This is a genomic window from Desulfomicrobium baculatum DSM 4028 (assembly GCF_000023225.1).
Classification (GTDB): Bacteria; Desulfobacterota; Desulfovibrionia; order Desulfovibrionales; family Desulfomicrobiaceae; genus Desulfomicrobium; species Desulfomicrobium baculatum.
In genome coordinates this window covers 3885212-3909975 of sequence record NC_013173.1, presented here as the reverse complement: position 1 = coordinate 3909975, position 24764 = coordinate 3885212, and the positions used below count along the sequence as shown (strand labels likewise).

Annotated in this window: 17 protein-coding genes, 4 rRNA genes and 1 pseudogene; 9 read left to right on the top strand and 13 right to left on the bottom strand. The window is 58.5% G+C overall.

The window, feature by feature from the left end; genetic code table 11:
- Nucleotides 1-23: 23 nt before the first annotated feature.
- Nucleotides 24-437 carry an Hsp20/alpha crystallin family protein gene (locus DBAC_RS17325; RefSeq protein WP_015775619.1) on the bottom strand — a complete coding sequence of 138 codons (414 nt, stop codon included), beginning with the start codon at nt 435-437 and terminating at the stop codon, nt 24-26.
- Between the two features lie 198 nt (nt 438-635).
- On the opposite strand from DBAC_RS17325, the gene rbr reads away from it, so the two are divergent.
- Nucleotides 636-1214 carry a rubrerythrin gene (gene rbr / locus DBAC_RS17320; protein WP_015775618.1) on the top strand — a complete coding sequence of 193 codons (579 nt, stop codon included), beginning with the start codon at nt 636-638 and terminating at the stop codon, nt 1212-1214.
- A gap of 95 nt (nt 1215-1309) precedes the next feature.
- Here rbr and DBAC_RS17315 read toward each other — a convergent pair whose 3' ends face one another.
- Entirely contained in the window at nt 1310-1789 is a 480-nt protein-coding gene (locus DBAC_RS17315; protein WP_228644911.1) for a hypothetical protein, read from the bottom strand.
- A gap of 92 nt (nt 1790-1881) precedes the next feature.
- Complete coding sequence (locus DBAC_RS17310; RefSeq protein ID WP_015775616.1) at nt 1882-3123, bottom strand: APC family permease; 1242 nt, start codon at nt 3121-3123, stop codon at nt 1882-1884.
- A 99-nt stretch (nt 3124-3222) separates the two neighbouring features.
- Here DBAC_RS17310 and DBAC_RS17305 point away from each other — a divergent pair, with 99 nt between their 5' ends.
- Entirely contained in the window at nt 3223-4113 is an 891-nt protein-coding gene (locus DBAC_RS17305; RefSeq protein ID WP_015775615.1) for a LysR family transcriptional regulator, read from the top strand.
- On the opposite strand, the gene aspA is transcribed toward DBAC_RS17305, so the two are convergent.
- Nucleotides 4110-5522: an aspartate ammonia-lyase gene (gene aspA, locus DBAC_RS17300; protein WP_015775614.1), complete on the bottom strand. Its 1413-nt coding sequence runs from the start codon at nt 5520-5522 to the stop codon at nt 4110-4112. The genes DBAC_RS17305 and aspA overlap by 4 nt on opposite strands.
- A gap of 71 nt (nt 5523-5593) precedes the next feature.
- Here aspA and DBAC_RS17295 point away from each other — a divergent pair, with 71 nt between their 5' ends.
- From DBAC_RS17295 to ygiD, 5 genes and pseudogenes are all read left to right on the top strand, one after another.
- Nucleotides 5594-5890 (top strand): DUF2845 domain-containing protein, encoded by a 297-nt coding sequence (locus tag DBAC_RS17295; RefSeq protein WP_015775613.1) that lies wholly within the window; start codon nt 5594-5596, stop codon nt 5888-5890.
- Nucleotides 5891-5964: 74 nt separating this feature from the next.
- Nucleotides 5965-6141 (top strand): annotated as a pseudogene (locus DBAC_RS20070) (Rdx family protein); the annotation flags it as partial.
- Nucleotides 6142-6307: 166 nt separating this feature from the next.
- On the top strand, nt 6308-6886 hold the full coding sequence (locus DBAC_RS17290) for an NAD(P)H-dependent oxidoreductase (protein WP_015775612.1): 579 nt from the start codon (nt 6308-6310) through the stop codon (nt 6884-6886).
- Nucleotides 6887-6903: 17 nt separating this feature from the next.
- Nucleotides 6904-7758, top strand: coding sequence for a hypothetical protein (locus DBAC_RS17285; RefSeq protein ID WP_015775611.1), 855 nt, complete (start codon nt 6904-6906; stop codon nt 7756-7758).
- A gap of 8 nt (nt 7759-7766) precedes the next feature.
- Nucleotides 7767-8528 carry a 4,5-DOPA-extradiol-dioxygenase gene (gene ygiD, locus DBAC_RS17280; protein WP_015775610.1) on the top strand — a complete coding sequence of 254 codons (762 nt, stop codon included), beginning with the start codon at nt 7767-7769 and terminating at the stop codon, nt 8526-8528.
- A 102-nt stretch (nt 8529-8630) separates the two neighbouring features.
- Here ygiD and rrf (DBAC_RS17275) read toward each other — a convergent pair.
- The 5 genes from rrf (DBAC_RS17275) to gluQRS form a co-directional block, all read right to left on the bottom strand.
- Nucleotides 8631-8745 (bottom strand): 5S ribosomal RNA (gene rrf, locus DBAC_RS17275).
- A 32-nt stretch (nt 8746-8777) separates the two neighbouring features.
- Nucleotides 8778-11722: ribosomal RNA gene (locus DBAC_RS17270) — 23S ribosomal RNA — on the bottom strand.
- Between the two features lie 112 nt (nt 11723-11834).
- Nucleotides 11835-13384, bottom strand: a 16S ribosomal RNA gene (locus DBAC_RS17265).
- A gap of 278 nt (nt 13385-13662) precedes the next feature.
- Nucleotides 13663-13777: ribosomal RNA gene (rrf, locus tag DBAC_RS17260) — 5S ribosomal RNA — on the bottom strand.
- Together the 16S, 23S and 5S rRNA genes form the textbook arrangement of a ribosomal RNA operon.
- Nucleotides 13778-13954: 177 nt before the next feature.
- Nucleotides 13955-14947, bottom strand: coding sequence for a tRNA glutamyl-Q(34) synthetase GluQRS (gene gluQRS / locus DBAC_RS17255; protein WP_015775609.1), 993 nt, complete (start codon nt 14945-14947; stop codon nt 13955-13957).
- 137 nt (nt 14948-15084) lie between these two features.
- Here gluQRS and DBAC_RS17250 point away from each other — a divergent pair, with 137 nt between their 5' ends.
- Complete coding sequence (locus DBAC_RS17250; protein WP_015775608.1) at nt 15085-17037, top strand: molybdopterin-dependent oxidoreductase; 1953 nt, start codon at nt 15085-15087, stop codon at nt 17035-17037.
- Between the two features lie 10 nt (nt 17038-17047).
- Here the strand turns inward: DBAC_RS17250 and DBAC_RS17245 are convergent, their stop codons facing one another.
- The 3 genes from DBAC_RS17245 to DBAC_RS17235 all read right to left on the bottom strand — a co-directional run bounded on the left by DBAC_RS17245 (nt 17048) and on the right by DBAC_RS17235 (nt 20735).
- Nucleotides 17048-19606, bottom strand: coding sequence for a cobyric acid synthase (locus DBAC_RS17245; protein ID WP_015775607.1), 2559 nt, complete (start codon nt 19604-19606; stop codon nt 17048-17050).
- 2 nt (nt 19607-19608) lie between these two features.
- A complete protein-coding gene (locus DBAC_RS17240) occupies nt 19609-20052 on the bottom strand; it encodes an alanyl-tRNA editing protein (RefSeq protein WP_015775606.1) in 444 nt (147 codons plus the stop codon).
- 65 nt (nt 20053-20117) lie between these two features.
- The gene (locus DBAC_RS17235) at nt 20118-20735 is read right to left on the bottom strand and encodes a LysE/ArgO family amino acid transporter (protein ID WP_015775605.1); all 618 of its coding nucleotides are present in this window, start codon (nt 20733-20735) and stop codon (nt 20118-20120) included.
- A 91-nt stretch (nt 20736-20826) separates the two neighbouring features.
- Here DBAC_RS17235 and DBAC_RS18635 point away from each other — a divergent pair, with 91 nt between their 5' ends.
- On the top strand, nt 20827-21792 hold the full coding sequence (locus DBAC_RS18635) for a LysR family transcriptional regulator ArgP (protein WP_015775604.1): 966 nt from the start codon (nt 20827-20829) through the stop codon (nt 21790-21792).
- Here DBAC_RS18635 and DBAC_RS17220 read toward each other — a convergent pair.
- The gene (locus DBAC_RS17220) at nt 21677-24727 is read right to left on the bottom strand and encodes a PEP/pyruvate-binding domain-containing protein (protein ID WP_015775603.1); all 3051 of its coding nucleotides are present in this window, start codon (nt 24725-24727) and stop codon (nt 21677-21679) included. The two genes, DBAC_RS18635 and DBAC_RS17220, sit on opposite strands and share 116 nt — an antisense overlap.
- Between the last annotated feature and the right edge of the window lie 37 nt (nt 24728-24764).

Here is a 24764-nt window from a genome sequence, read left to right as displayed (position 1 = left end):
GGCTCGTCTCCTTCTTGCAGCACTTACTGGGCATCAATAGCGATGGTCAGCGGGTGACTTTCCTTGACTTTGGGCAGAACAACCCGCAGCACCCCGTCCTTCATGGAGGCCTTGATCGCCTCCGCACGCACGGGAACGTTCAGATTTATAATCCTCTGGAAGCTCCCGGTCGGACGTTCCTGCCTATAGTAATTGCCGACTTCGTTCTTTTTTGTACCCCGGATGATCAGGCTCTTCTCATTCAAGGTCAGCTCGACGTCTTCTGTATCCATTCCAGGAATTTCCGACATGACGACAATTTCTTCCTCTCCCTCGCTGATATTGACTGGCGGGTAGGAAATGCGTCGTTGGCTCAGCGTACTTGGCCGCCACAATTCTTCGAAAAAACTATCCATGTTACGGGGTAAATCATAGTATGTACTGAAATCGATAACCATACTGCATACCTCCAATCGTTACGATGGCAACTACATAAACACGATCCCGCGAGCGTCAAGACCGGGGTCCTGGCGGACCAGGCTTGCCGAAGTCTCGAAAAATCAGGCAGCTATTTTCTATCAAGAATAATTCTTAATATTTTGACAAAAAATTATCTCGCTGATAAAAGAGGGGTTAATTTCAAACATGGAGGATTTATGTCGAAATCTCTAAAAGGAACGCAGACCGAAAAAAATATTCTGACCGCTTTTGCCGGAGAATCCCAGGCGCGCAATCGCTACTCTTTCTTTGCCAAGCAGGCCCGCAAAGAAGGCTTCGTGCAGATCTCCGAAATTTTTGCCGAGACCTCGGAGCAGGAGATGGCCCATGCCAAGACGCTGTTCAAGCTGCTTGAAGGCGGAGAGGTCGAGATTACCGCAGCCTTCCCCGCCGGCCGCATCGGGACGACCCTGGAGAATCTGCGCGAGGCCGCCGCAGGCGAGAACCACGAATGGGGACACATGTATCCGGATTTCGCCAAGACCGCCAAAGAGGAAGGATTTCCCGAGGTCGCCTCCATCATGGCGGCCATCAGCGTGGCCGAAAAGGAGCACGAGCGCCGCTATCTGGCCCTGGCCAAAAACATCGAGGAAGGCCGCGTCTTCAAGCGCGAAAAGAAGATCACCTGGCGCTGTCGCAATTGCGGTTATGTGCACACCGGTGAAAAAGCCGCCGAGCGCTGTCCGGCCTGCGACCATCCCCAGGCACATTTTGAGGAATTGGCCGAAAACTGGTAACCCTCCCTCACATCCCGCGTTTCAAGGAGCCTTCGAGGCTCCTTTTTTTTGCGGCAGCGCATGGACATGCCGGAACAGGGGCAACGGCGCTCTCGTCAGGAACGCTTGCCCGGAACAAAGGTGGAACGCAGGAATCTGGGATGGAAGAAGATGAAAGGGTTGGCCACGATGGCGTCGGGCAGGATGTGGTACCAGCGGTATCCGAGTTCGCGGAAAACATTCCGTGCCTGCGCGCGGCAGCCGGTCTCACGGGCGGCCAGGAGAGCGGCGTCGCGCTGGCAGCGGGACGCTGCCACCAGCCGGAAAATTCCGGGTCTGAACCCGTAGCGGCGCAACAGACGACGTAGTCTCTTGAATTCGCGGTAGCGGGAAAAGGCGTCCGCCTGGCACAGGATCACGCCCCAGGTAAAAAGCCCGGTCAGCACAATCCAAACCCAGGCAACCCAGGAAAACTCGGGCTGCTCAAGGAAAAACCACGCCTCACCGGCAGACAACGCCGCCAGGGCCGAGACCTTGACCGTAGTCAGATGCGGGAAGGGGGCCACCTGCAGGTAGCGGAAGAGTTCACTCAACACTGATCGCAACATTTTCTAAAAATGGCGATTCGCATGCCTTTCGTCAAGGCCCGCAAATTCTCCATTCTTCCTGGCCTCATGCTTTATCCGGCTCAGTCGGGATCAAGAACCCGATTCTCATCCACGATCAAAGCGTGGGTCGATACATCCCGCCTGCCGAGCACCCACCAGGTCACGCCGGCCAGCGCGAGCAGCAGGGGCCAGGACGACATGGCCAACACGCAGCCAAGAACGGCAGCCAGCAGTGCCGACGACACCCGCATGCCCCGCGATCCCAGAACCCGCGCCCCGGCCAGCAGAGCCATGATGGCGTTGGCCAGAAAGAAACCGTTGGCCAGAGCCACCATCTTCTCCACGCTCAGCACCCCGGCCAGACTCAAGGCCAGCACGGACAGATGGATGACGGTCAGCGCCGTGGCCGCAATGGCCGGAGCTCCGCTCGTGTTGCGATGAGCCAAAAACGCGGGCAAGGCCCCTTCAACGGCCAGAGCCGCCATGAGCCGCGACACTGCGCCGGTGAAAGCCAGCTCCGTGACCAGGCAAAGCGCCACGGCCAGCACGGACAGGAGCACCACGCTGCCGGGTCCGAAGACCGGCGCAAGAATGCCCGCCATTGTCTGTCCGCCGACACTCTGCATGGCCGCGGCCACGGTCAGCGTCACGCTGGCGATGACCACGACACTGAGGGCCACCGATCGCGGAATGGTGCGCCCGGGGTCACGGATCTCGGCCGAATAATTGCCGATGATCTCCCAACCCACCACGGTCCAGAAGAGGAGCAGCAGGCCATAGCCGAAGCGAGTCGGCTCGAAGGGTTCCGATGGCAGCTGGACAGCCGGCATCGCAATCAGGCAGCCGACCCCTCCGACCAGCAGGAGGGCCGCCGAAACCGAGGACAGGATGAAGGCCGCGGTCCCAAGGGACGCGATCCGGCGCAGGAGCAGGGTCCAGATGATCACAACTAGTCCCATGGCCACAATCTCGTCGGCGAGGATGCCGCCAAGGCCCAGGTACCTGGCTGCGGTGAGCGCCACCGCCACTGGTCCCACGCAGACCGCGCCCATGAGAAAATAGGCGGTCAGAATCTTGGCCCGGGGTCCGAACGCGAGAGCCACGCACTGGCTGACCCCGCTGTCGCCGGGGAAGAGAATGCTCAGGTTGCCGAACACTGCGGCGAAGAGCGCGCCGATGAGGGTGATGGCCACCCAGGCCGGCAGAGCCCAGCTTCCGAGCAACCCGTAGGCCAGGGGCGGAAGGATGATGATGCCTGAACCGAGGATGGGGCCGATGATAAAGCCGGTCAAGAGAACCGGTCCGAGTTTTCGCGTGCGCATGGGGTGCTCCTTGTCTGCACGCCGAAATAACGACCGAGGTTTGACAAATCCAATATGGATTTGCGAAACGAGCGTTCGAATGTTTCGAACGGAGCAAGAATGGAATTCCACCAACTCACCGCTTTTCAGACCGTGGCCCGCACGGGCAACCTGACTCGCGCGGCCGAGGCGCTGCATCTGAGCCAGTCCGCCCTGTCCACCCAGATCAAGAACCTGGAGGAGGAGCTTGGGGTCGCGCTCTTCGCGCGCCAGGCCAAGGGCATGCGCCTGACCAGGGCTGGGGAAACGCTGCTGCCTCACGCCGAAACCGTACTCGAAAAAACGACGGAGCTGGGGCGCACGGCCATGAGCCTGCGGGAAGAGGTGGCCGGAAAGCTCAGCATCGGCCTCAACACCGATCCGACATTCCTGCGCCTGAACCGGGTCATCCGCGCCTTCACCACCACCCTGCCGCAGGTGACCCTGACCTTCTGCATCAGCCAGACCCTGTCCACCGAGGCCATGCTCAAGCGCGGCGAGATGGACATGGGCTTCGCCTTCGGCACCAGCTTCTCACCCGGAGTCCGCTCGCTCCAGCTGGCCACCACCCCGGTCAGCGTGGTCGTGCCGCGCCACCTGGCAGGCGACCCTGCCGCCCTGGACTGGCCCGCCGTCGCGGCCATGCCCTGGATCTGGACCACCTGCCAGTGCCCGTTCCATCTGCTCTGCCAGAAGCGCATGGACGAGGCCGGCGTCCGGCCCAACACGGTGACCGATGCCGTGGACGAGAACATCGTCAAGGAGCTGGCCATGGGAGGAATGGGCGTGACGCTCCTGCGCAGGAGCGAGGCCGAGGATGTGGTCCGGCAGGGCGCGGGCGTGATCTGGGAGCCGGGCGAGATTCAGGTGCCGCTGTGCCTGACCTGGCTCTCACGGCGCGGCGACGACCGCCTCATCACGAGCGCGGCCGCGCACATCGCCGCCATCTGGACGGAGAACAAGGACGGCTAGCGCCGCGTCCCCCGGACCATGCGCGGGTGGGTCATCTTCATGGGGTCGAGGGCGTCCTCCAGCTCCTCCATGGTCATGAGCCCCTTTTCCAGCACCAGATCGTACACGGTCTTCCCGGTCATGGCCGCTTCCTTGGCGATGGCGGCGGCCTCGTCGTAGCCAAGATACGGCACGAGCACGGTCACGATCCCGGCGGACATGCGCACCATCTGGGCGCAGCGCTCACGGTTGGCGGTGATGCCGACGATGCAGCGGTCTTTTAAAATACGCATGGCCCGCAGCAACATGTCCATGGTCTGGAAGAGGTTGAAGGCGATGATAGGTTCGAAGACATTGAGCTCCAGTTGCCCGGCCTCGGCGGCCATGGTCACGGTCAGGTCGTTGCCGATGGCCTGGAAGCAGACCTGGTTGACCATCTCCGGAATGACCGGATTGACCTTGCCGGGCATGATGGACGAACCCGGCTGCCGTGGCGGCAGGTTGATTTCGCCCAGCCCTGCATAAGGGCCGGAGGAAAGCAGGCGCAGATCGTTGCAGATCTTGGAGAGCTTGACCGCGACGCGCTTGAACACGCCCGAAAGCTGCACGAAAGCCCCGGTGTCCGAAGTGGCTTCGACCAGATTCGGGGATTTGGTCAGGGGCAGACCCGTGATGTGCGCCAGCTTCTCGCACACAAAGGCGGCGTAGGCCGGAACGGTGTTGATTCCGGTGCCGATGGCCGTCGCGCCCATGTTGATCTCCATCAGGAGCTTGCGGCACTCCTGCACGCGGTCGATATCCTCACCCACGGTCACGGCCCAGGCCGTGAACTCCTGGCCGAGGGTCATGGGCACGGCATCCTGCAGCTGGGTGCGGCCCATTTTGAGCACATCGGCGAACTCCTCGCCCTTGCAGGCCAGGGCGTCGACCAGATCCCCCATGCTGCGCACAAGCTCCCGGATCTTCCAGATGGCCGTGATCCGCAGCGACGTTGGATACACGTCGTTGGTGGACTGGGACAGATTGACGTGGTTGTTGGGATGGCAGAACCCGTACTCGCCCTTGGCATGGCCCAGCAATTCCAGTGCCCGGTTGGCGATGACCTCGTTGGCGTTCATGTTGACCGAGGTCCCGGCCCCGCCCTGGATCACGTCGACCACGAACTGGTCATTCAGCTTCCCTTCGCGCACTTCCCGGCAGGCCGCCATGATGGCATCGGCGATTTCCGGATCCAAAATGCCCAGTTCCAGATTGGCCAGGGCCGCGGCCTGCTTGATGCACGCCAAGGCCTCAATGTGGAGCGGATAATGGGAAATGGGAATCCCCGTGACCTGAAAATTTTCCATGGCCCGCACGGTCTGTACCCCGTAATAGGCGTGTTCCGGCACCTTGCGTTCTCCAAGAGAGTCCTTCTCGACTCGGTAGTTCATAATGTCCTCTTTACTCGTGATTCTGTTGCGGTCTAGAATACCTCCACACATAATTAATCGGAGACAGCTCAATGAGAAAGCACTTTTTTTTTCTTGCCCTGCTTTTATTTTTTGCGCACCCGGCCCAGGCTGCGGACATGCGCTGCCAGGGCGACCTCATGACGCCCGGCACCATCATCACCAAGGTACGCCAAAAATGCGGCGATCCTCTGTGGGAAGACCGCATCGGTGAAGTCAAAAGCACCACGAGAAGCGGCGGAGAACGCCTGCTCTACATCACGCAACTGACCTATGAGGCCAGCGGCGGCTATTATGTCCTGACCTTTGAAGGGGGCGAGCTCAAGCAATCGGAATTCTTTCAGAAGTAGGCACGAAGACATCCAGGGGTAACACAATGCAGATACAAATCGTCTACTGCGGCTTATGAGCGGGCTATGAAAAACGCGCCGCAAGTCTTGCGGACAGATTACGCGTCGATGCAGGGGCCACCGTCACCCTCTCACAAGGAAGCAGAGGCGACTTCGAAATTCTGCTCGACGACATGCTGATATATTCCAAACAACAGACCAGACGCATCCCGGATGCCGACCAGATTCTAGCCCTCGTTCGACAAACCTGACCTGCAATGAATCTTTGTGTCGAGAACTTCGTGCTGGACAAATATCGCTTTCAAGATTTTCACCCTTGTCGTATGGTGCTCCATAGTCCCGAGTTCTTTTTCCGGGAAGGCCGGGGAGTCCGTTCGGGCCGATTCAACACAACGTATGCACCGATAAGGGGATGCCATGAACCACCTCGTCATTTTCTGCCACCCCAGCGCCGCAAGCTTCAACCGCGCCATCGCCGATTCGGTGCAGGCTGTTTCCGAGGCACTGGGACACGACACAAGCTGCCGAGACCTGTACGGGATCGCCTTCAATCCGGTATTGTGCAAAAGGGACATGGACGACCCGGCGGGAACGGTCCCGCAAGACGTCAGGCAGGAGCAGGAATTCATCACCTGGGCCGACACGCTGACCTTTGTCTACCCGGTATGGTGGGCGGGTATGCCGGCCATGCTGAAGGGGTACGTTGACAGGGTCTTCTGCCAGGATTTTGCCTACTCCCTGCACGGGGACAGCGTAAAAGGACTTTTGGGCGGAAAAAAAGTTCTCATCTTCAACACGACCGGCTTGCCCAGCCCCTTCTACACTTCTCAGGGCATGCACGAAGCCATGTCCCTGACCACGAACACGGGCATCTTCGAGCTTTGCGGGATGGAAGTCCTGCACCATGCCTTTTTCGGCAGCCTGTGCGCGGTCAGCGACGACGTACGAAAATCCTATCTCAGCGAAGTCGTATCCATCACATCCAGATATTTATAAAAGTTGGAGCCCAGTCCATGGATTTTCTGTTTGAGCGCTTCACCTACATATTCGATCCCCTGCATCATTTCTGGGAGCATGAGCGTATGCACCGGCGTTTTGCCCTGGGGCTCGTGGTCGTGTTCCTAGGCGCTCTCGTCAGCATAGAACTGAACCGGCAAGGCCTGCTCCCTGCCGCTTTGGCCGCGCACACGCCCACCAATCATTTTCATGCCGTGAACCTGGCCTTCACGCTGGTGCTGATCCTTGAGGTCGTGAGCCTCATCTTCACCCTGCCCTGCTCCTTTTCCAAATCCGTGGGCAAGCAGTTCGAAATTCTCTCGCTTATTCTGCTGCGCGATGCCTTCAAGGAGTTGTCCTACTTTGCCGAGCCCATCACCGTCGGCACGGAATTGACTCCTGTCTTGCACATTCTTGGATACGGCTTCGGAGCTTTGGTCATTTTCGCCCTGCTCGGGGTCTATTATCGCCTCCAACCCGACAAGAAACAGGACAAGGGGCTGCCCCACGACCTGTTTCGATTCGTGGCCGCGAAAAAAGGCATCGCCCTTTTGATCCTCATCACCTTTTTTGTCCTGGGCCTTAACAACCTCTACAACATGGTCACGGGCCGGCCCCACATCGATTTCTTCCCGGTCTTCTACACCCTGCTCATATTCACCGACATTTTGGTGGTACTCATCTCCCAGTGCTTTAGGCCCTCGTTTCACGCGGTCTTCCGCAACTCGGGCTACGCCCTGTCGACGCTGTTCATCCGACTGGCCCTGGCCGCTCCGCCCATGTACGATGTAGCGCTCGGTATCGTTGCCGCCCTCTTCTCCATCGCTCTGACCCTGGCCTGGACCCGTGTCTTCACCAACATCAAGCCATGAGAAAGACCATGACCATGCCCGCCTTGTTCGTTGGCCACGGCAACCCCATGAACGCCATCAAAGACAATGAATTCAGCCGGACCTGGTCGAATCTGGGAAGGTCACTGCCGCGGCCCAAAGGCATCGTCTGCGTTTCCGCGCACTGGGAAACGGACGGAACCTGCGTGACGACCATGGAAAATCCCGCGAGCATCCACGACTTCTCCGGCTTCCCGGCGGCCCTGGAAAACATGCGGTATCCAGCTCCGGGCTCTCCGGAACTGGCAGACAGGGTAATGTCTATGGCGCGTTCGACCCGCATACGGCCGGACCGATCATGGGGGCTGGATCACGGCGCCTGGTCCGTGCTCTGCCGCATGTATCCGAAGGCGGACATCCCCGTAGTGCAACTCAGCCTGGACGCGGGCGCACCACCGGATTTTCACTACAAACTGGGCAGGGAACTCGGCGAATTGCGCAGGGAGGATGTGCTGATCCTGGGCAGCGGCAACATGGTCCACAATCTGCGGCTCATGGCCTGGCAGGAAGAGGGATTCGACTGGGCCGTGGAAAGCGACAGGGCCATGGCCGAGCGGATTAGCGCCGCAGACCACCAGACACTGGTGCATTACGAAAAATTACCCCACGCCCGTCAGGCCATTCCAACAGAAGAACACTACCTGCCCCTGCTCTACGTCCTGGGAGCGGCGGGCGAGGGAGAACCGGTGGCGTTCTTCAATGACCGGGTGACGCTGGGGTCGGTGTCCATGCGGGGATTGATAGTGGGATAATAAGGACGGTTCACGCGCTTACAGCGTTTCCGGAAGGACCAAATAAGAAAAAGGTGGCGACTTGATATAAGTCCCACCTTTCAAGAGAAGAGAAAAAAAAGGTCCTGGCGACGACCTACTTTCCCACCAGTGGACTGGCAGTATCATCGGCGCTGGAGGTCTTAACTTCCGAGTTCGGAATGGAATCGGGTGGTTCCCCTCCGCCGTGGTCACCAGGACGAAATATATAAGAGAAACAGGTGAAGAGAGAGAGTTAAGACTCACGATCTATTAGTACCGGTCAGCTGAACACATTACTGCGCTTACACTTCCGGCCTATCTACCAGGTGGTCTGCCTGGGATCTTCAGTGTCTTGCGACAAGGGAGAACTTATCTTGTGGCTGGTTTCCCGCTTAGATGCTTTCAGCGGTTATCCATTCCGATTATAGCTACCCTGCTATGCCACTGGCGTGACAACAGGTCCACTAGGGAATCGTCCATTCCGGTCCTCTCGTACTAGGAACAGACCCACTCAATTCTCCTACGCCCACAGAAGATAGGGACCAAACTGTCTCACGACGTTTTAAACCCAGCTCGCGTACCACTTTAAACGGCGAACAGCCGTACCCTTGGGACCTGCTCCAGCCCCAGGATGTGATGAGCCGACATCGAGGTGCCAAACCGCATCGTCGATGTGAACTCTTGGATGCGATCAGCCTGTTATCCCCGGCGTACCTTTTATCCGATGAGCGATGGCCCTTCCATGCGGGACCACCGGATCACTAACACCTACTTTCGTACCTGCTCGACATGTCTGTCTCGCAGTCAAGCTCCCTTATGCGTTTGCACTCAACGGCTGGTTTCCAATCAGCCTGAGGGAACCATTGCGCGCCTCCGTTACTCTTTGGGAGGCGACCGCCCCAGTCAAACTACCCACCAGACACTGTCTCCCTGCCGGATAACGGCGAGGGATTAGAGTCCTAAACTAACAAGGGTGGTATTTCAAGGTTGACTCCACAGATACTAGCGTACCCGCTTCACAGTCTCCCACCTATCCTACACATGATAGTTCAAGATCCAATGTCAAGCTATAGTAAAGGTGCACAGGGTCTTTCCGTCTTTCTGCGGGGAGACGGCATCTTCACCGCCAATTCAATTTCACTGAGTCTCTGGTCGAGACAGTGCGGAGATCGTTACGCCATTCGTGCAGGTCGGAACTTACCCGACAAGGAATTTCGCTACCTTAGGACCGTTATAGTTACGGCCGCCGTTTACTGGGGCTTCAATTCAATGCTTTGCTTGCGCTGACATCTCCTCTTAACCTTCCAGCACCGGGCAGGCGTCAGACCCTATACGTCGTCTTACGACTTAGCAGAGTCCTATGTTTTTAGTAAACAGTCGCCACCGCCATTTCTCTGCGACCACTCGAAGCTTGCGAAGTAAATACGCTCACCCCAAATGGCACCCCTTCTCCCGAAGTTACGGGGTAATTTTGCCGAGTTCCTTAACCAGAGTTCTCTCAAACGCCTTGGGTTACTCACCCCACCCACCTGTGTCGGTTTACAGTACGGTCTGCATATCTTCTCACTTAGAGGCTTTTCTCGGCAGTAGAGGCTCAATCACTTCTGTCTTACGACACGGCATCACTTCTCGGGATAAAGAGACACGGATTTGCCTATGTCTCATCCCTACCAGCTTGCACCGGGATATCCAACACCCGGATGACCTACCTTCCTGCGTCCCCCCATCGTTCAAACGAACATATGCAGGTACGGGAATATTAACCCGTTTCCCATCAACTACGCTTTTCAGCCTCGCCTTAGGGGCCGACTAACCCTGGGAAGATTAACTTTACCCAGGAAACCTTGGGTTTACGGCGAACAGGTTTTTCACCTGTTTTATCGTTACTCATGCCAGCATATTCACTTCCCATCAGTCCAGCAGACTTTCCAATCTACCTTCATCCCAGATGGGAACGCTCTCCTACCAACCAGGTATTAACCTGATTCCGAAGCTTCGGCACCATACTTAGCCCCGTTACATTTTCGGCGCAAAGTCGCTAGACCAGTGAGCTATTACGCTTTCTTTTAAGGATGGCTGCTTCTAAGCCAACCTCCTGGCTGTCTATGCGACTTCACCTCCTTTCCCACTTAGTATGGATTTGGGGGCCTTAGCTGTCGGTCTGGGCTCTTTCCCTCTCGACCACGAACCTTATCACCCGCGGTCTGACTCCCAGGATCTTAACTTACGGCATTCGGAGTTTGATAGGGTTTGGTAAGCGGGTAAGCCCCCTAGCCCTTTCAGTGCTCTACCTCCGCAAGTAAACTCCTGAGGCTATACCTCAATATATTTCGGAGAGAACCAGCTATCACCGAGTTTGATTGGCCTTTCACCCCTATCCACAAGTCATCCGAGTAATTTTCAACTTACAACGGTTCGGTCCTCCACTTGGTTTTACCCAAGCTTCAACCTGCTCATGGATAGATCACCCGGCTTCGGGTCTAATCCGCAGTACTAGTCGCCCATTTAAGACTCGCTTTCGCTACGGCTACACCTCATCGGCTTAACCTCGCACTACAGATTAACTCGCTGGCCCATTATGCAAAAGGCACGCGGTCACACCACGAAGGTGCTCCCACTGCTTGTAGGCATACGGTTTCAGGTTCTATTGCACTCCCCTAACAGGGGTTCTTTTCACCTTTCCCTCACGGTACTGGTACACTATCGGTCGTCAGGGAGTATTTAGCCTTGGAAGATGGTCCTCCCAGATTCAAACGGGATTTCTCGTGTCCCGCCCTACTCAGGTACTCCATGTGCCACTATTCGATTTCGCATACGAGGCTCTCACTCGCTATGGCCGCACTTTCCAGTACGTTCTGCTATCTACTCATGGATCACGTGTTGGAGCCCTACAACCCCGCATGGCCGAAGCCACACGGTTTAGGCTTTTCCGAGTTCGCTCGCCGCTACTATCGGAATCTCTCTTGATTTCTCTTCCTTCGGGTACTGAGATGTTTCACTTCCCCGAGTTCGCTTCCAAAAGCCTATGTATTCAGCAATTGGATGACTAGACATTACTCTAGCCGGGTTGCCCCATTCGGAAATCCCCGGATCAAAGCCTGCTTGACGGCTCCCCGAGGCTTATCGCAGCCTTCCACGTCCTTCATCGCCTCCTGACGCCAAGGCATCCACCGTATGCCCTTAACATCTTAACTCTCTTCTCTTCACCTATTTGTCTGTCAATGATCACAAGCCCATTTGGCTTGGATGTATAAATCCGCAAGGCAAGAAACCTTGCAAATAAATAGCGAGTTGGAGAATTCTTGATAAGGAGGTGATCCAGCCGCAGGTTCCCCTACGGCTACCTTGTTACGACTTCACCCCAATTACCAGCCCTACCGTAGGCGCCTACCTCCCAAGGGTTAGTCCGGCGACTTCGGGTAGAACCGACTTTCGTGGTGTGACGGGCGGTGTGTACAAGGCCCGGGAACGTATTCACCCCGGCATGCTGATCCGGGATTACTAGCGATTCCAACTTCATGCAGTCGAGTTGCAGACTGCAATCCGGACTATGATGGGTTTTTTGAGATTCGCTCGACCTCGCGGTTTCGCTGCCCTTTGTACCCACCATTGTAGTACGTGTGTAGCCCTAGGCGTAAGGGCCATGATGACTTGACGTCATCCCCACCTTCCTCCCGGTTAACCCGGGCAGTCTCCACAGAGTGCCCACCATTACGTGATGGCAACTGAGAATAGGGGTTGCGCTCGTTGCGGGACTTAACCCAACACCTCACGGCACGAGCTGACGACAGCCATGCAGCACCTGTCTCTGGATTCCCCGAAGGGCACTCCCGCATCTCTGCAGGATTCCCAGGATGTCAAGCCTAGGTAAGGTTCTTCGCGTTGCATCGAATTAAACCACATACTCCACCGCTTGTGCGGGCCCCCGTCAATTTCTTTGAGTTTCAGCCTTGCGACCGTACTCCCCAGGCGGGATACTTAACGCGTTAGCTACGGCACCGAAGATCAAGTCCCCGACACCTAGTATCCATCGTTTACGGTGTGGACTACCAGGGTATCTAATCCTGTTTGCTCCCCACACTTTCGCACCTCAGCGTCAATACCTGTCCAGGTGGCCGCCTTCGCCACCGGTGTTCCTCCTGATATCTACGGATTTCACTCCTACACCAGGAATTCCGCCACCCTCTCCAGGATTCAAGCCCTGCAGTTTCAAAGGCAGTTCCACGGTTGAGCCGTGGGATTTCACCCCTGACTTACAAGGCCGCCTACGTGCGCTTTACGCCCAGTAATTCCGAATAACGCTTGCACCCTCCGTATTACCGCGGCTGCTGGCACGGAGTTAGCCGGTGCTTCCTCTAAAGGTACCGTCAAAACAAAGGCCTATTAGACCAATGCCCGTTCTTCCCTTCCGACAGAGGTTTACGACCCGAAAGCCTTCATCCCTCACACGGCGTTGCTGCGTCAGGCTTTCGCCCATTGCGCAATATTCCCCACTGCTGCCTCCCGTAGGAGTCTGGACCGTGTTTCAGTTCCAGTGTGGCTGATCATCCTCTCAGACCAGCTACTCATCGTTGCCTTGGTAGGCCATTACCCTACCAACTAGCTAATGAGACGCGGGCTCATCCTCGGACGAATGCATATGCAGAGGCATCCTTTACCGACTTCTTAATTAAAGCCAGACTATCCGGTATTAGCTCCACTTTCGCAGAGTTATCCCAAATCCAAGGGTAGATTACCCACGCGTTACTCACCCGTGCGCCACTCTACTCAGGGCCGAAGCCCCTTTCTCGTACGACTTGCATGTGTTAGGCACGCCGCCAGCGTTCATTCTGAGCCAGAATCAAACTCTCCAGTTACGTATAACTTCAAGCAACCATGTTGCTTTATAAAACCTTAATTCAAGTTCTATTTGCTCCAACTCGCTATTTATTTGTCAAAGATCCTTTAGCCTTCCGGCAAGAGGAAACGTCTCTATCGACTCGTATCCCCACCGTCAAGCGCTTTTTTCAAGCTTTTTTCAATTCCCTTCGCGAAGCGTTCTTCGCAAAGGCAGGGTTAATTTCTTAACCCTCCATCCTTCAAAAGGTCAACCATTTTTTAGGGGGTCATAACCTAAGAGAAGAGAAAAAAAAGGTCCTGGCGACGACCTACTTTCCCACCAGTGGACTGGCAGTATCATCGGCGCTGGAGGTCTTAACTTCCGAGTTCGGAATGGAATCGGGTGGTTCCCCTCCGCCGTGGTCACCAGGACGAAATATATGAAAATATCAATGAACTTCGTTTGTCCGGAAGAGGCGTTCCTCATCGCGGAAGAAGCCTCTAAGTGAACTCCGGGACGCCCGTCAACAAGAAATTCACTCTTTTATAAAATTTCTTGAAACTATTCTCCCTACCGCACTCTTACGTCCTGAAATACTTGATTTTCATCAAACTAACCGCAAGACTGCCTCGACGTCACCCCGCACCGTCACGGGATCGCGCGGGATCTTGCCCCACGCAAATTCGGATACCAACTCTGCAGGAGTCACTGCGGCGTTCTCGGGCAGCAAGCCCGCCAGGTTTCCCAGATACCCGACAATCGCCTTGGGCGAGACACCCTTTTCCCGGAGCGCCCGCAACTCAAGTGACTGATGCCGCTTTGCCAGACGCACACCCGCGTGATCCAGCAGCAAGGGCACATGGGCATATCGCGGAACCGGCGCATGCAGAAGACGCAAAAGGAAAATCTGGCGAGGGGTGCATGGCAGAATGTCCGCACCTCGAACCACCAGGTTGATGGCCTGGTCCATGTCATCCACGGCCACGGCCAATTGATAGGCAACGACTCCGTCGGATCGGCGGAGCGGAAAATCCCCGCCGCACGCCTCCCAATCCAGACGGACCTCGCCATGCAGAAGATCGTCAAAACGAGTCTCCCCTCCGCCATGCAGGCGTAAAGACGGACGCCTGCCTTGATCTTCACGAGCCTTGCGATCAACGGCGCCAAGTCCCAGGCAGGTGCCCGGGTAGACCGGCCCGACATCCTCGAGATGCGGTGCGGAGGCCATGGTTTTGAGTTCCTTGCGCGTGCAGTAACACGGATACGTTCGCCCAAGACCGGTCAAGGTTTCGATGACCTGCGCATAGCGCTCCAGACGCTCGCCCTGCGTATACGGCGCATACGGGCCGCCCAGGTCCGGCCCCTCGTCCCAATCCAGGCCGAGCCACGACAGGTCGCGCATGATTTCCTCGGCAAAATGCCTCCGCGAGCGTTCGGGGTCGATATCCTCCATGCGCAGCACCAGCCGTCCGCCGGCAGAACGCACAGCCAGCCAGCACAGCAAAAAAGACCAGGCGTTGCCGAGATGAAGATGCCCGGTCGGACTGGGCGCTAGTCGCCCACGCACAGGTGTTTCGGGGTCAAAAATGAAGGGGCTCATGGCTGTTTTGGGGAGCACGGAGGATCACAATTGTCAAGCGGGCCAGACACACGTTGACGGCACCGCGCAAGTGACGGAGTATGCCGCACGCCTGTAAAATAGTAAGCTGGCTGTCGGAACCCTCACTCTGCATACATATGAATGATACAATCGTACCCACCACCTGCACCAGAGACTGTCCCAACACTTGCGGCCTCCTGGCCAGAATACGTGACGGGCGCCTGATCGCCTTGAACGCAGACCCGGCGCACCCTCTTACCAGGGGCGTGACCTGCGTAAAAGCGGCTCGCTATATCAAGCGAATTTACAGTCCGGAGCGCATCATCCGCCCGCTCATCCGCGACAGTCACTCCCAGCCGTGGAGAAACGCCACCTGGGACGAAGTGCTGGACACCGTCGCCAGCCGTTTGCAGACCATCGCCGCAGAGTCCGGACCTGAGGCCATTCTCTACTATCAGGGATACGGAGAACGCACGGCCCTGAAACTTTTGAACCGCTACTTCTTCAATCTTTTCGGTGGAGTGAGTACGCCGGTGGGATCGCTGTGCGGCGGAACGGGACAGGGCGCCCAGGATCTCGATTTCGGAAAGCGCGTATCCCACGACCCGCTCGACCATTACAACAGCAGGTCCATGATCCTGTGGGGACGCAATCCCGCCTCGACCAACGTCAGCCTCGTCCCTGTCATCCGCGAGATCCGGCGACGCGGCGGCCGGGTCGTCCTCATTGATCCTGCATCCAGCAAATCTGCCTCCCTTGTGGATCGACACATCGCTCCCAAACCCGGCACCGACGCCTTTCTGGCCATGGCCGTGGCCAAGCTGATCCTGGCGCAGGGTGCAGAAGACCGCGCCTTCATGGAAAACCATTCGGTGTGCGCGGACACATACCTCAGCATTTTAGCCGGATACAGCGCGGAAGAATTATGCACGCGCTGCGACGTTAGTGTGGAGGATGCTCGCTTCCTGGCCGAAACCCTCATGCGGCAAAAACCGACGTCAACGCTGCTTGGCTGGGGCCTGCACCGTCACGAGGAGGCGCACCTCTCCATCCGGGCCATCGACGCCCTCGCCGCCTTGAGCGGCAACATCGGCGTCAGCGGCGGCGGAGTCAGCCAGGGATTTGAAGAGTACGGACCCTACGACCAGAGACTCTGGGGCGACGACCTGAACCCGCCACGCCGGACCCTGCTGCTGCCCCGCATTGGAGAAGAGATACTCACCGCCCGCGACCCCGAAATCCGCATGATCTACGTCACGGCCGCCAACCCCGTATGCATGGCCCCGAACACCTCCAAGATGATCGCCGCGTTCCGCAAGGCCGAGTTCGTAGTCTATTCCGGACATTTTTTGGACGACACCGCCGACCAGGCCCATGTCTTTCTGCCGGCCACGACGTTTCTGGAAGAAGAGGATGTCATGGCCAGCTACGGCCACAACTACGTTGGGCCGGTCAACCCGGCCATCGCGCCGGTGGGTCAGTGCCACAGCGAATTTCAGATGTTTCACGACCTGGCCGGACGTTTTGATTTTGCAGATCGTTTTCAGCGCAGCGTCACGGATTGGCTGCACGACCTCTGCGCGCCCATCCGTGAACAAGGATGCTCCATGGCGGAGCTGCGAAAAGGGGCTTTTCGGCTAAACGCTCCCATAGTTCCCTATGCGGACAAAAACTTCCCCACGCCCTCAGGCAAGTTCCAGTTCATGACCGAATTCGAACCCGGAGACCTGGGCCGGGCAGACCCCGCGTTCCCTTACCGTCTGCTGACCATCGCCCCCCATGGATTCATCTGCTCTGAGCGCACCATGGACGACCACAGTCCGCTGCCTGTGGTCATCCTGGCGGAGGAGGAAGCACGCCGCAGCGGCCTGAAGGATGGCGACGAGGTCGTGGTGGAAAGCCGGACGGGATCTGTCCGGGCAAGGATTGAAATCAGGGCCGGACAACGAGGAGACATTCTGGTGGCCGAACGCGGGGGCTGGCTTAAAGCCGGGCATGGGCTGAACCGGCTGACCCGCGACATTTCAAGCACCGTTGGACGCGGCACTCCCTACTACGAAACACGCGTGCGCGTCTTGAAAAGCGCGTGAACCGGCGCCATCAATCCAGAAGGCGATAAATTCGCTCCATATCGAGGCTTTTCCGCACCACCAAGGCCAGGCGGTCCAGCGCGGCTTCAAGGTCATAGGCTACCTGCACCGTGTTCAGGGGAGCGAGCCCCTTGCGCACCCGCAAACGATCCAGGAAGGAGCGGCGGAACCCGTCAGCATCGAAGACTCCGTGCAGATAGGTGCCCCAGACCATCGCGTCTTCACGCCCCCAACCGATCACTGTCCCGTCCGTACGGGCCATGACAGGCGTGGTCTGTCCATCCAGCACATGCGTGTGGCCGTGATGGATTTCATACCCGCATACCTCTTCCCCTGAGGGCAGGAAAACGCAGCGTGCCTGGCACAACACCTTGTCCACGGCCATTTCCGTAGCCAGAGGCAAAAGGCCAAGGGGCCTGGCCGAAGCGCCCCCGCTCTCGACGCAGGCCGGATCCGCAATGCCTGCCCCGAGCATCTGCAGCCCGCCGCAGACCCCGACTATTTCGGCCCGGCTGGCCAGCACAGCCTGGGCCAGGCCCGAACTCCACAGATAGTCCAGATCCGCGAACACATTGCGCGAACCCGGCAGAATAATGGCGTCGGCTCCAGCCAAGTCATGGGGGGCGCGGGCGATGCGCAAATCCACGTCCGGCTCAAGCCCCAGGGCATCGAGATCCGTGAAGTTTGAAATGTGCGGCAGGTCCACGGCCACGATGCGAAGCTCGGCGTTTCCGCCCTGCGGCCGAGCTTCCTTGAAACTGACCGAATCCTCTTCGGGCAATCCCAGATTCTGCAGAAATGGCACCACGCCCAACGTCTCGATTCCGGTAAAACGGCGCACATAGTCGATGGCGTCCCCAAGCAGATCCTGCCTGCCCCGAAAACGATTGACGATGAACCCTGCCACCAGGGCCCTCTCCCACTCCTCCATGACCTCCATGGTCCCAACAAAGGAGGCAAAGACCCCGCCCCGGTCGATGTCGCCGGCCAGAAGCACCCTGGCCCCGGCGTGCCGGGCCATGCGCATGTTGACCACATCATGGGATTTGAGATTGACCTCGGCCGGACTGCCCGCGCCCTCCAGCACCATGAGCTGGGCCGAGGCGGACAGCTCATCATAAGCTCGCGTGATCGTCTCGAAGATTTGCGGCTTGTAGCGGATGTACTGCCCCACGCTCATGTTGCCCACGGGCTTGCCGAGCACGATGACCTGGGAACCCGTCTCCGAATTGGGCTTCAAAAGCACCGGATTCATGCGCACGTCCGGCTCCAGCCGACAGGCCTGGGCCTGCAGGACCTGGGCACGCCCCATCTCGCCACCGCCCCTGGTCACAAAGGAATTGAGCGACATGTTCTGCGCCTTGAATGGAGCGACGCAAAGCCCGTCCTGCAGGATAATCCGGCACAGCGCCGCGGTCAGGACCGACTTGCCCGCGTTGGACGAGAGTCCCTGCAGCATGATGGCCGGGGTTTTGCGCACGGAACGGCTCCGGGGTTTTGCCGACTCGAAAATTTCTGAAAGAGCCTGCACCAATCGCCCGTTCTCCTCGACACCGCGCACGGCCACCCGGAAATAGCGGGCATCGAGGCCCTCATAATTGGCGCAGTTGCGGATCAGGATGCGGCTCTTGGCGAGCTTCTCCTGCAAGGCAAAGGCGTCCGGATTTTCGCTGCGGCAGAGCAGATAGTTGGCGCTGCCCGGAAACACTCTCACCCCGAGCCCCGTGAGGGCTGCTGCCAAATCGCTCCGCAGCGCCTTCACCGCGTCCATGGTCTGCCTGGCGTAGGCGTCGTCACGCAAGGCATCGACGCCCACGGCCTGGGCCAGGGCGTTGACGCTCCAGTCCGGCAGCAAGGCCGCAAGCGCCGCGCACACCTCACCGCTCCCATACCCAAGACCCAGACGCAGTCCCGGCACGGCGTAAAATTTGGTCAGGGAATGCAGCACAAACAGATTTGGACGAACCGTCGCGCCAAGCCGGGACAGCTGCGGCACAAAATCAGCGAACGCTTCATCAATAAGAAAGAAGCTCTTGGGGTGCCGGGCGGCCAGATCCAGAATACGCTGCGGTTCGAGCAGGGTGCCGGCCGGGTTTCCGGGCTGACCGAGAATGACCAGCGCCGGCTTGCTTAGCATCTCCTCAAGTTTCGACCACTCCATGGCGAAGCCGGTTTCGGGATGCAGTGTCAGGGTTTCGCAGGAAAGCCCGGCCGCTTCGCAAGCCCGCGCATAGTCCCCGTAGCAGGGCACGGGCAGCACTGCGCGCCCAAGGCCCCTGGCCGCGCAAACCCTGGGCAGGGCATACAGCAGTTCGGACGAACCGTTGCCGGCGACGACGTTTTCGGGCGCAACGCCCATGCGCGTGGCGGCGATCCGGCGCAGCCCTTCTGCCCGTGGTTCGGGATAATGGGCCGTCCCGGCCAGGGCGCGGGCCACCACGGGTCGCAGCCATGCGGGCGGCCCAAGTGGGTTGATGTTCGCCGAAAAGTCCAGAATTTCTTCCGGAGCGCAACCAAGCGCCGAGGCCATGGAGCGGATATTGCCGCCGTGGGCGGGAAGAGTGGCCATGATCAGAGGGGTTTCCCGAGCTTGAAGCGCAGCCGGAGCACCCCATTCTCAAAGGAATGGGTGGTCAGCCGAAAGACACCGAGCGCGGAGGTCTGGTCCACATGCTCGCCGATGCAGGGGCAGGCGTCGTAATCCCCGATGCGGATGATGCGCAGCTCTTCGGACGCGTCATTTGGCAGACGTTCCAGATTGAAGAGAGTCTGCGCTTCGGACCGGGCCATGTTTTCGGCGAAGACCGGCAGGTCGGCGGCGATGACAGCGTTCACCCTCGCCTCCACGTCCCGGGCCTCGGCCTCGGTCAGATCGCGATTATAATGATAGTCACACTTGGCCTTGTCCGGGTTCACATGCGCGGAAAAGCAGCGCCCGCAGGCAAAGAGCCGGTCCATGGTCTGATTGAGGATGTGTTCCGCCGTGTGCATGCGCGGGTCGTAATTTTTGGCCATCGTTCCTCCGATGGAAGGTTGATAGCCGGGGGGAGGGACGGGGTAAAGGGCTCAAACGCCCCAAATCAGCCCGCAAAAGCAGACGTTGCCAGTGACGCGGCAACGCCCCACATGGTCAGGCCTACCAGGACGTCAAGCACGGCCCATGATCTGGGGTGACGGAAAAAAGGCAGCAACAGGCGTGCGCCAAGGCCCAGAGCGAGAAACCAGACCAGTGAGGCCGTTACGGCTCCCGCGCCGAAAAAAAAGCGTTGCGCCTCCGGATAGCGCCCTCCGATGGAGCCAAGCAGGAGCACCGTGTCGAGATAGACGTGCGGATTCAGAAACGTCACGGCCAGGGTCGCCGCCACCGTGGCGCCAAGTCCCATCCTCGCCCGCTCCTGGGGCGCAAGACTGCCCGAATGCAAGGCCGACCTAAAAGAGCGCAGCCCGTACCAGAAAAGAAAGGCCACCCCAAGCCAAGTGGCCCAAACCGCAAAGGCCTCGCTCTGAGCCAATACAATCCCCATCCCCGACAGCCCCAGAGTTATGAGCAGCGCGTCGCTCACGGCGCAGATAAGCACCACGGGGAGATGATGGTTGCGGGTCAGACCCCGGCTCAGCACGAAGGCATTTTGCGCACCGATGGCGATAATGAGACCAGCGCCTGTCCCCAGGCCCTGCAAAAATGGCGTAAAAATCATCAGGTTCCCCTTGCGTTATGTTGAACCAAGACATAACCGAGGCGGAATCATAAGGAAAACGAATAATTTTATTGAGGCATTAGAAAAATTAATGATCGACACCAAACACCTTCAGGCCCTGGCTGCGGTCATCACCGAACAGAGCTTCGAAAAAGCGGCACGCTCGCTCTTTCTGACCCAGTCCGCTGTTTCCCAGCGCATCAGACAATTGGAGGAACATGTGGGCCAGATGCTCGTGGTGCGCTCGGTGCCGATCCGGCCCACATCCGCGGGCATGGCCATGCTGCGCCACTTCCGGCAACTTTCGGTCCTGGAGGAATCACTCTTTGAGGAGCTGGCACCGGGAGAAAACAGCAACATCGCGACCGTGACCCTGGCCGTCAACGCCGACAGCCTGGACACTTGGTTCCTGCGCAGCATTCCCGACATCCTGGCGGGAGAGAACGTGCTACTTGATCTCGTGGTCGACGACCAGTCCGTGACCCATGCCTATCTGCGTTCAGGGGAGGTCCAGGGAGCGATCACCTCGACTCCGGCGACTTTCCAGGGACTGCTCACCCACGACCTGGGCGACATGGAGTACCTGTGCGTGGCCACGCCTGCGTTCAGAATGCGCCACTGCCCGCAGGGTTTTACCCGGCAGGCCGCAGACAATGCCCCCATTGTCATTTTCAATCACAAAGACGCGCTCCAGCACGAATTCTTAAGGCAGCGCTTCGGCGAGGAAATCACCCCGCCCGCGCATGTCATGCCGTCCAACATCAGTTTTCAGGGCCTCATTCTTCAGGGCGGAGCGTACGGCATGATCTCCCGCATCCTGGCCGAGCCGCATCTCAGGCAAGGCGAACTGGTCGATCTCACCCCCGGAGAAACCCTGCGCGTCCCGCATTTCTATCAATGCTGGAGCCTGCAAAGCAGCCTGTCCCGGCGCATCGCCGAAATCATAGTGCGCACTGCCCGGGCGAACCTGCTCCCTCGCAGCCCGGAGCGCAGCACCCGGTGCCCGGCGGAGCCGTGTTCACCTCCAGGCATCGCGCCATTTCGTCCCCCGGAATAATCGCGCAGTGCGAGCTGCGGCCATCGACCTTGATGACCATCGGCGCAGACAGGCGCACGTGAACCACATGCTCGTCCCTGGCCACGGCATCGTGCCCCTCCAGCCATTCCCAGTCGAAACGCTCGCCTTCCTTGCCCGACATCATAATGTAATTGATCCCGAGAGTGGTTATGTTGTGAAAAAAATGAGAGCCTTGGGATGGCTCCACGCGCAGCTGGGCCGAAGCGGTCTCGACGATGGCCGAGACTCCGCAGATGTCATTCCAAGTCACGGGAATGCCCAGCCAGCGGTCTGCCGTACCCCAGCGCCCTGGGCCCACCAGCAGATATTTGCGCCCCTGGGCCACGAGCGCGGCATTGATGCGTCCGATCTCCCCTGCGATCTGCACGGTTTTTTCGACCTCAAAGGCATCGGGCCGCACAAAAACGATATCGCGCACATCACATTTCTCAGCATTGCCCAGAGCGTGGGAAGACAGGCAGAAGGCCTGCTCGCGATCATGCTCGGTGATGGTGACCCGGTTAAGATCGGCCCGGGCGGACATGGGACGCAACTGCAGCAGGGAAAACACGGGCCTGTGCTGCTTGTCCCGGTAGAGATTGCAGGCGAATTCTATCTCCACGGGGCACCCCATGGCCGATTCCGTGATGCCCATGACATCTGCCAGGATTTCTGCCAGCGGCAGGATCTTGTGCTTCAATACCGGAGCGAAAAGCAGAACGCGCGGCCGATCGGGAATGGACGCCGTATCACGAATGCGCCCCTCTTCCGGGAGAAAGGTCGAAGCTACCAGGGCCAGCGGCCCCTTTTCCTCGGCTTCGGTGATGTTGCGGCGGGATAGGGAAAAATCCGTGCGCGCCCAGGGCCAATGCTCCAGAGGCAGGCTGTAGAACTCTGTTTGGGCCGTGCGCAAAGCCAGCTCCACCGTCGGACATTGCGGCAGGATGTTCGGATATCTGGGCGAAAAGCGCAGGGTCTGCCCACCATCGACTACGATCTTGCCGAATCCGAAAGCAATGGTGGCCACCCCGTCCTCGGGCTTCATGCGTCCGAACGGATAGTAATTGTATGACTGTGCCACGCCGGAAATGGCCGGATAAAAATACCCGCCGTAATCATCCCCGATGACCTGCTGCACCAGCACGCCCATTTTCTCCTCATCGGTGCGCTGGTTGACCCGCCTTGAAAAGGCTTTGGGCGCCTGATAAAACGTGGAGGCGTAGACCTGCTTGATGGCCAGGATCAATTCCGCCAGCCGCACATTCGGGTCTGGATGATTGTTGGGCACCATAATCGTGGAGTACAGTCCAGCGTAGGCCTGATACTGGGCGTCTTCGAGGAGGCTTGACGAGCGCACGGCCAGAGGATGGTGGACCTGGGAAAGATAGGCTTTAAGCTGATGGCTCAGCCACTTGGGAAAACGGGCCTTTTCAACGATCTTCAAGACCTCGTCGTCCGCAAGATCAACTCCAGACAAATACCCTAAATCATTGATTTTTACAAAAGAATCAAAACCTTCGGTCGAAATGCCCAGGGTCCTCGGCATGGAAAAATCCACGCCGGGATATTTTTCCGCGAGGGCCGGAATCCTGTTCAGGATGGAAAACAAAAACGCCAGCCCACGCGCCTTGCCACCCATGGAACCCTTGCCGATCTTGAAGAAGTCCGTGGTCGGATCGAAATCCTTGGCGTTGAAATTTGCCACGATCCCCTTTTGCCGCTGCTGCCGCCTGGCCCGGATCATCTCGATCACTCCGGCCCGCAAGAGCTCCGGTGACGCGAAATCTGTTTCGCTCAAGGGGCGCAGGTGGTTGGCCAGCTCAAACTCGGTCCGTGCAAAAAACCAGCGCGAAAAATCGTTGTGACGAGAATGGTTGACAAGAGCCTCGGCAGGAATGGTCCTCAGCCGTTCCTCAAGCGCATAGAGGCTTCCGGCCCGAGAGATTTCCTCTCCTTGCGTTCCGCGAAAGATGAAATCCCCGAACCCCAGACGCTCCAGCACGAAACCGCGCACATCCGCAAGCAGGCAGGGAGAATTCTTGTCCACGAAGCTGGCCGGAATCTCCCGGGCCCTGCGGGCGTTGTCCGGCTCGTTGCTCATCAGCAGCAGCGGGATATCGAAACGCTGAGCCTTGATGGCCCCGAGCAAATCGACGCCGGCCGAAGCATCGAGCTTGCCGCCACGGGGAAAGCGCACATCGGAGATCACCCCCAACACATACGGCTCGAATTTCAGGAACAGAGCCAGCGCGTCCTCATAATTATCGGTCAAGAGAATCTTGGGCCGGCACCTCATGGTCAACAGGCGGTGCTCCTGATTCAGCCCTTCGCGGATGACATCCTGGGTCTGGACCACCAGCTCGCGATACAGGATGGGCAGCAGGCAGGACTGATAACGAGGGGAGTCCTCGACCACGATGATGACCCGGATGCCGACGCTTTTCGTGTCGAAATCGACGTTCATGGCGTCTTCGGCGTTCTTGACCAGGGCGACCAGCAGGTCGGCGTTGCCGGTCCACACAAACTGGCGGTCAATGCCTTCGGGCGGGGTTTCCCCGGGCAGGAACACTTCGCGGTGGGTCAGCAGATAAACGGGGATGCCAAGGCTGAGCTCCTTGATCCTCTGCCCCAGGGTCAGGGCCTCGCGCTCGGCCAATTGCGGCATGAGGATAATGAGTTCGAACGGGCGCTGCGCCAAAAAAGCCAGCGCCTCCTCGGCGCTTGAGGCCCAGGTCAGACGGGGCGGGCGGCTCAGGTTCAGGCCCTGGTATTCGGACACGATGCGTTCGGAGAGCTTGCAGTCCTCCTCCATGACCCAGGCATCGTAAGCCGTGGACACGAGCAGAATATTCTGGACTTTCCTGGCCATGAGGTCATGGAATTTCCGAAATTCCGAATCCTGGGCCACCAGATGCAGGTCGGGCGTATTGGGCATGAACGTCTCCTTGGGTGGCGTCAAACCTATCCAAAGC

What these genes read in the sequence shown, in the direction of transcription:
- gluQRS (WP_015775609.1), bottom strand. Translation starts at nt 14,947, where the DNA reads ATGAGCCCCTTCATTTTTGACCCCGAAACACCTGTGCGTGGGCGACTA.
- DBAC_RS17295 (WP_015775613.1), top strand. Translation starts at nt 5,594, where the DNA reads ATGAGAAAGCACTTTTTTTTTCTTGCCCTGCTTTTATTTTTTGCGCAC.
- rbr (WP_015775618.1), top strand. Translation starts at nt 636, where the DNA reads ATGTCGAAATCTCTAAAAGGAACGCAGACCGAAAAAAATATTCTGACC.
- DBAC_RS17240 (WP_015775606.1), bottom strand. Translation starts at nt 20,052, where the DNA reads ATGGCCAAAAATTACGACCCGCGCATGCACACGGCGGAACACATCCTC.
- DBAC_RS18635 (WP_015775604.1), top strand. Translation starts at nt 20,827, where the DNA reads ATGATCGACACCAAACACCTTCAGGCCCTGGCTGCGGTCATCACCGAA.
- aspA (WP_015775614.1), bottom strand. Translation starts at nt 5,522, where the DNA reads ATGAACTACCGAGTCGAGAAGGACTCTCTTGGAGAACGCAAGGTGCCG.
- DBAC_RS17285 (WP_015775611.1), top strand. Translation starts at nt 6,904, where the DNA reads ATGGATTTTCTGTTTGAGCGCTTCACCTACATATTCGATCCCCTGCAT.
- DBAC_RS17220 (WP_015775603.1), bottom strand. Translation starts at nt 24,727, where the DNA reads ATGCCCAATACGCCCGACCTGCATCTGGTGGCCCAGGATTCGGAATTT.
- DBAC_RS17325 (WP_015775619.1), bottom strand. Translation starts at nt 437, where the DNA reads ATGGTTATCGATTTCAGTACATACTATGATTTACCCCGTAACATGGAT.
- DBAC_RS17310 (WP_015775616.1), bottom strand. Translation starts at nt 3,123, where the DNA reads ATGCGCACGCGAAAACTCGGACCGGTTCTCTTGACCGGCTTTATCATC.
- DBAC_RS17305 (WP_015775615.1), top strand. Translation starts at nt 3,223, where the DNA reads ATGGAATTCCACCAACTCACCGCTTTTCAGACCGTGGCCCGCACGGGC.
- DBAC_RS17250 (WP_015775608.1), top strand. Translation starts at nt 15,085, where the DNA reads ATGAATGATACAATCGTACCCACCACCTGCACCAGAGACTGTCCCAAC.
- DBAC_RS17245 (WP_015775607.1), bottom strand. Translation starts at nt 19,606, where the DNA reads ATGGCCACTCTTCCCGCCCACGGCGGCAATATCCGCTCCATGGCCTCG.
- DBAC_RS17235 (WP_015775605.1), bottom strand. Translation starts at nt 20,735, where the DNA reads ATGATTTTTACGCCATTTTTGCAGGGCCTGGGGACAGGCGCTGGTCTC.
- ygiD (WP_015775610.1), top strand. Translation starts at nt 7,767, where the DNA reads ATGACCATGCCCGCCTTGTTCGTTGGCCACGGCAACCCCATGAACGCC.
- DBAC_RS17290 (WP_015775612.1), top strand. Translation starts at nt 6,308, where the DNA reads ATGAACCACCTCGTCATTTTCTGCCACCCCAGCGCCGCAAGCTTCAAC.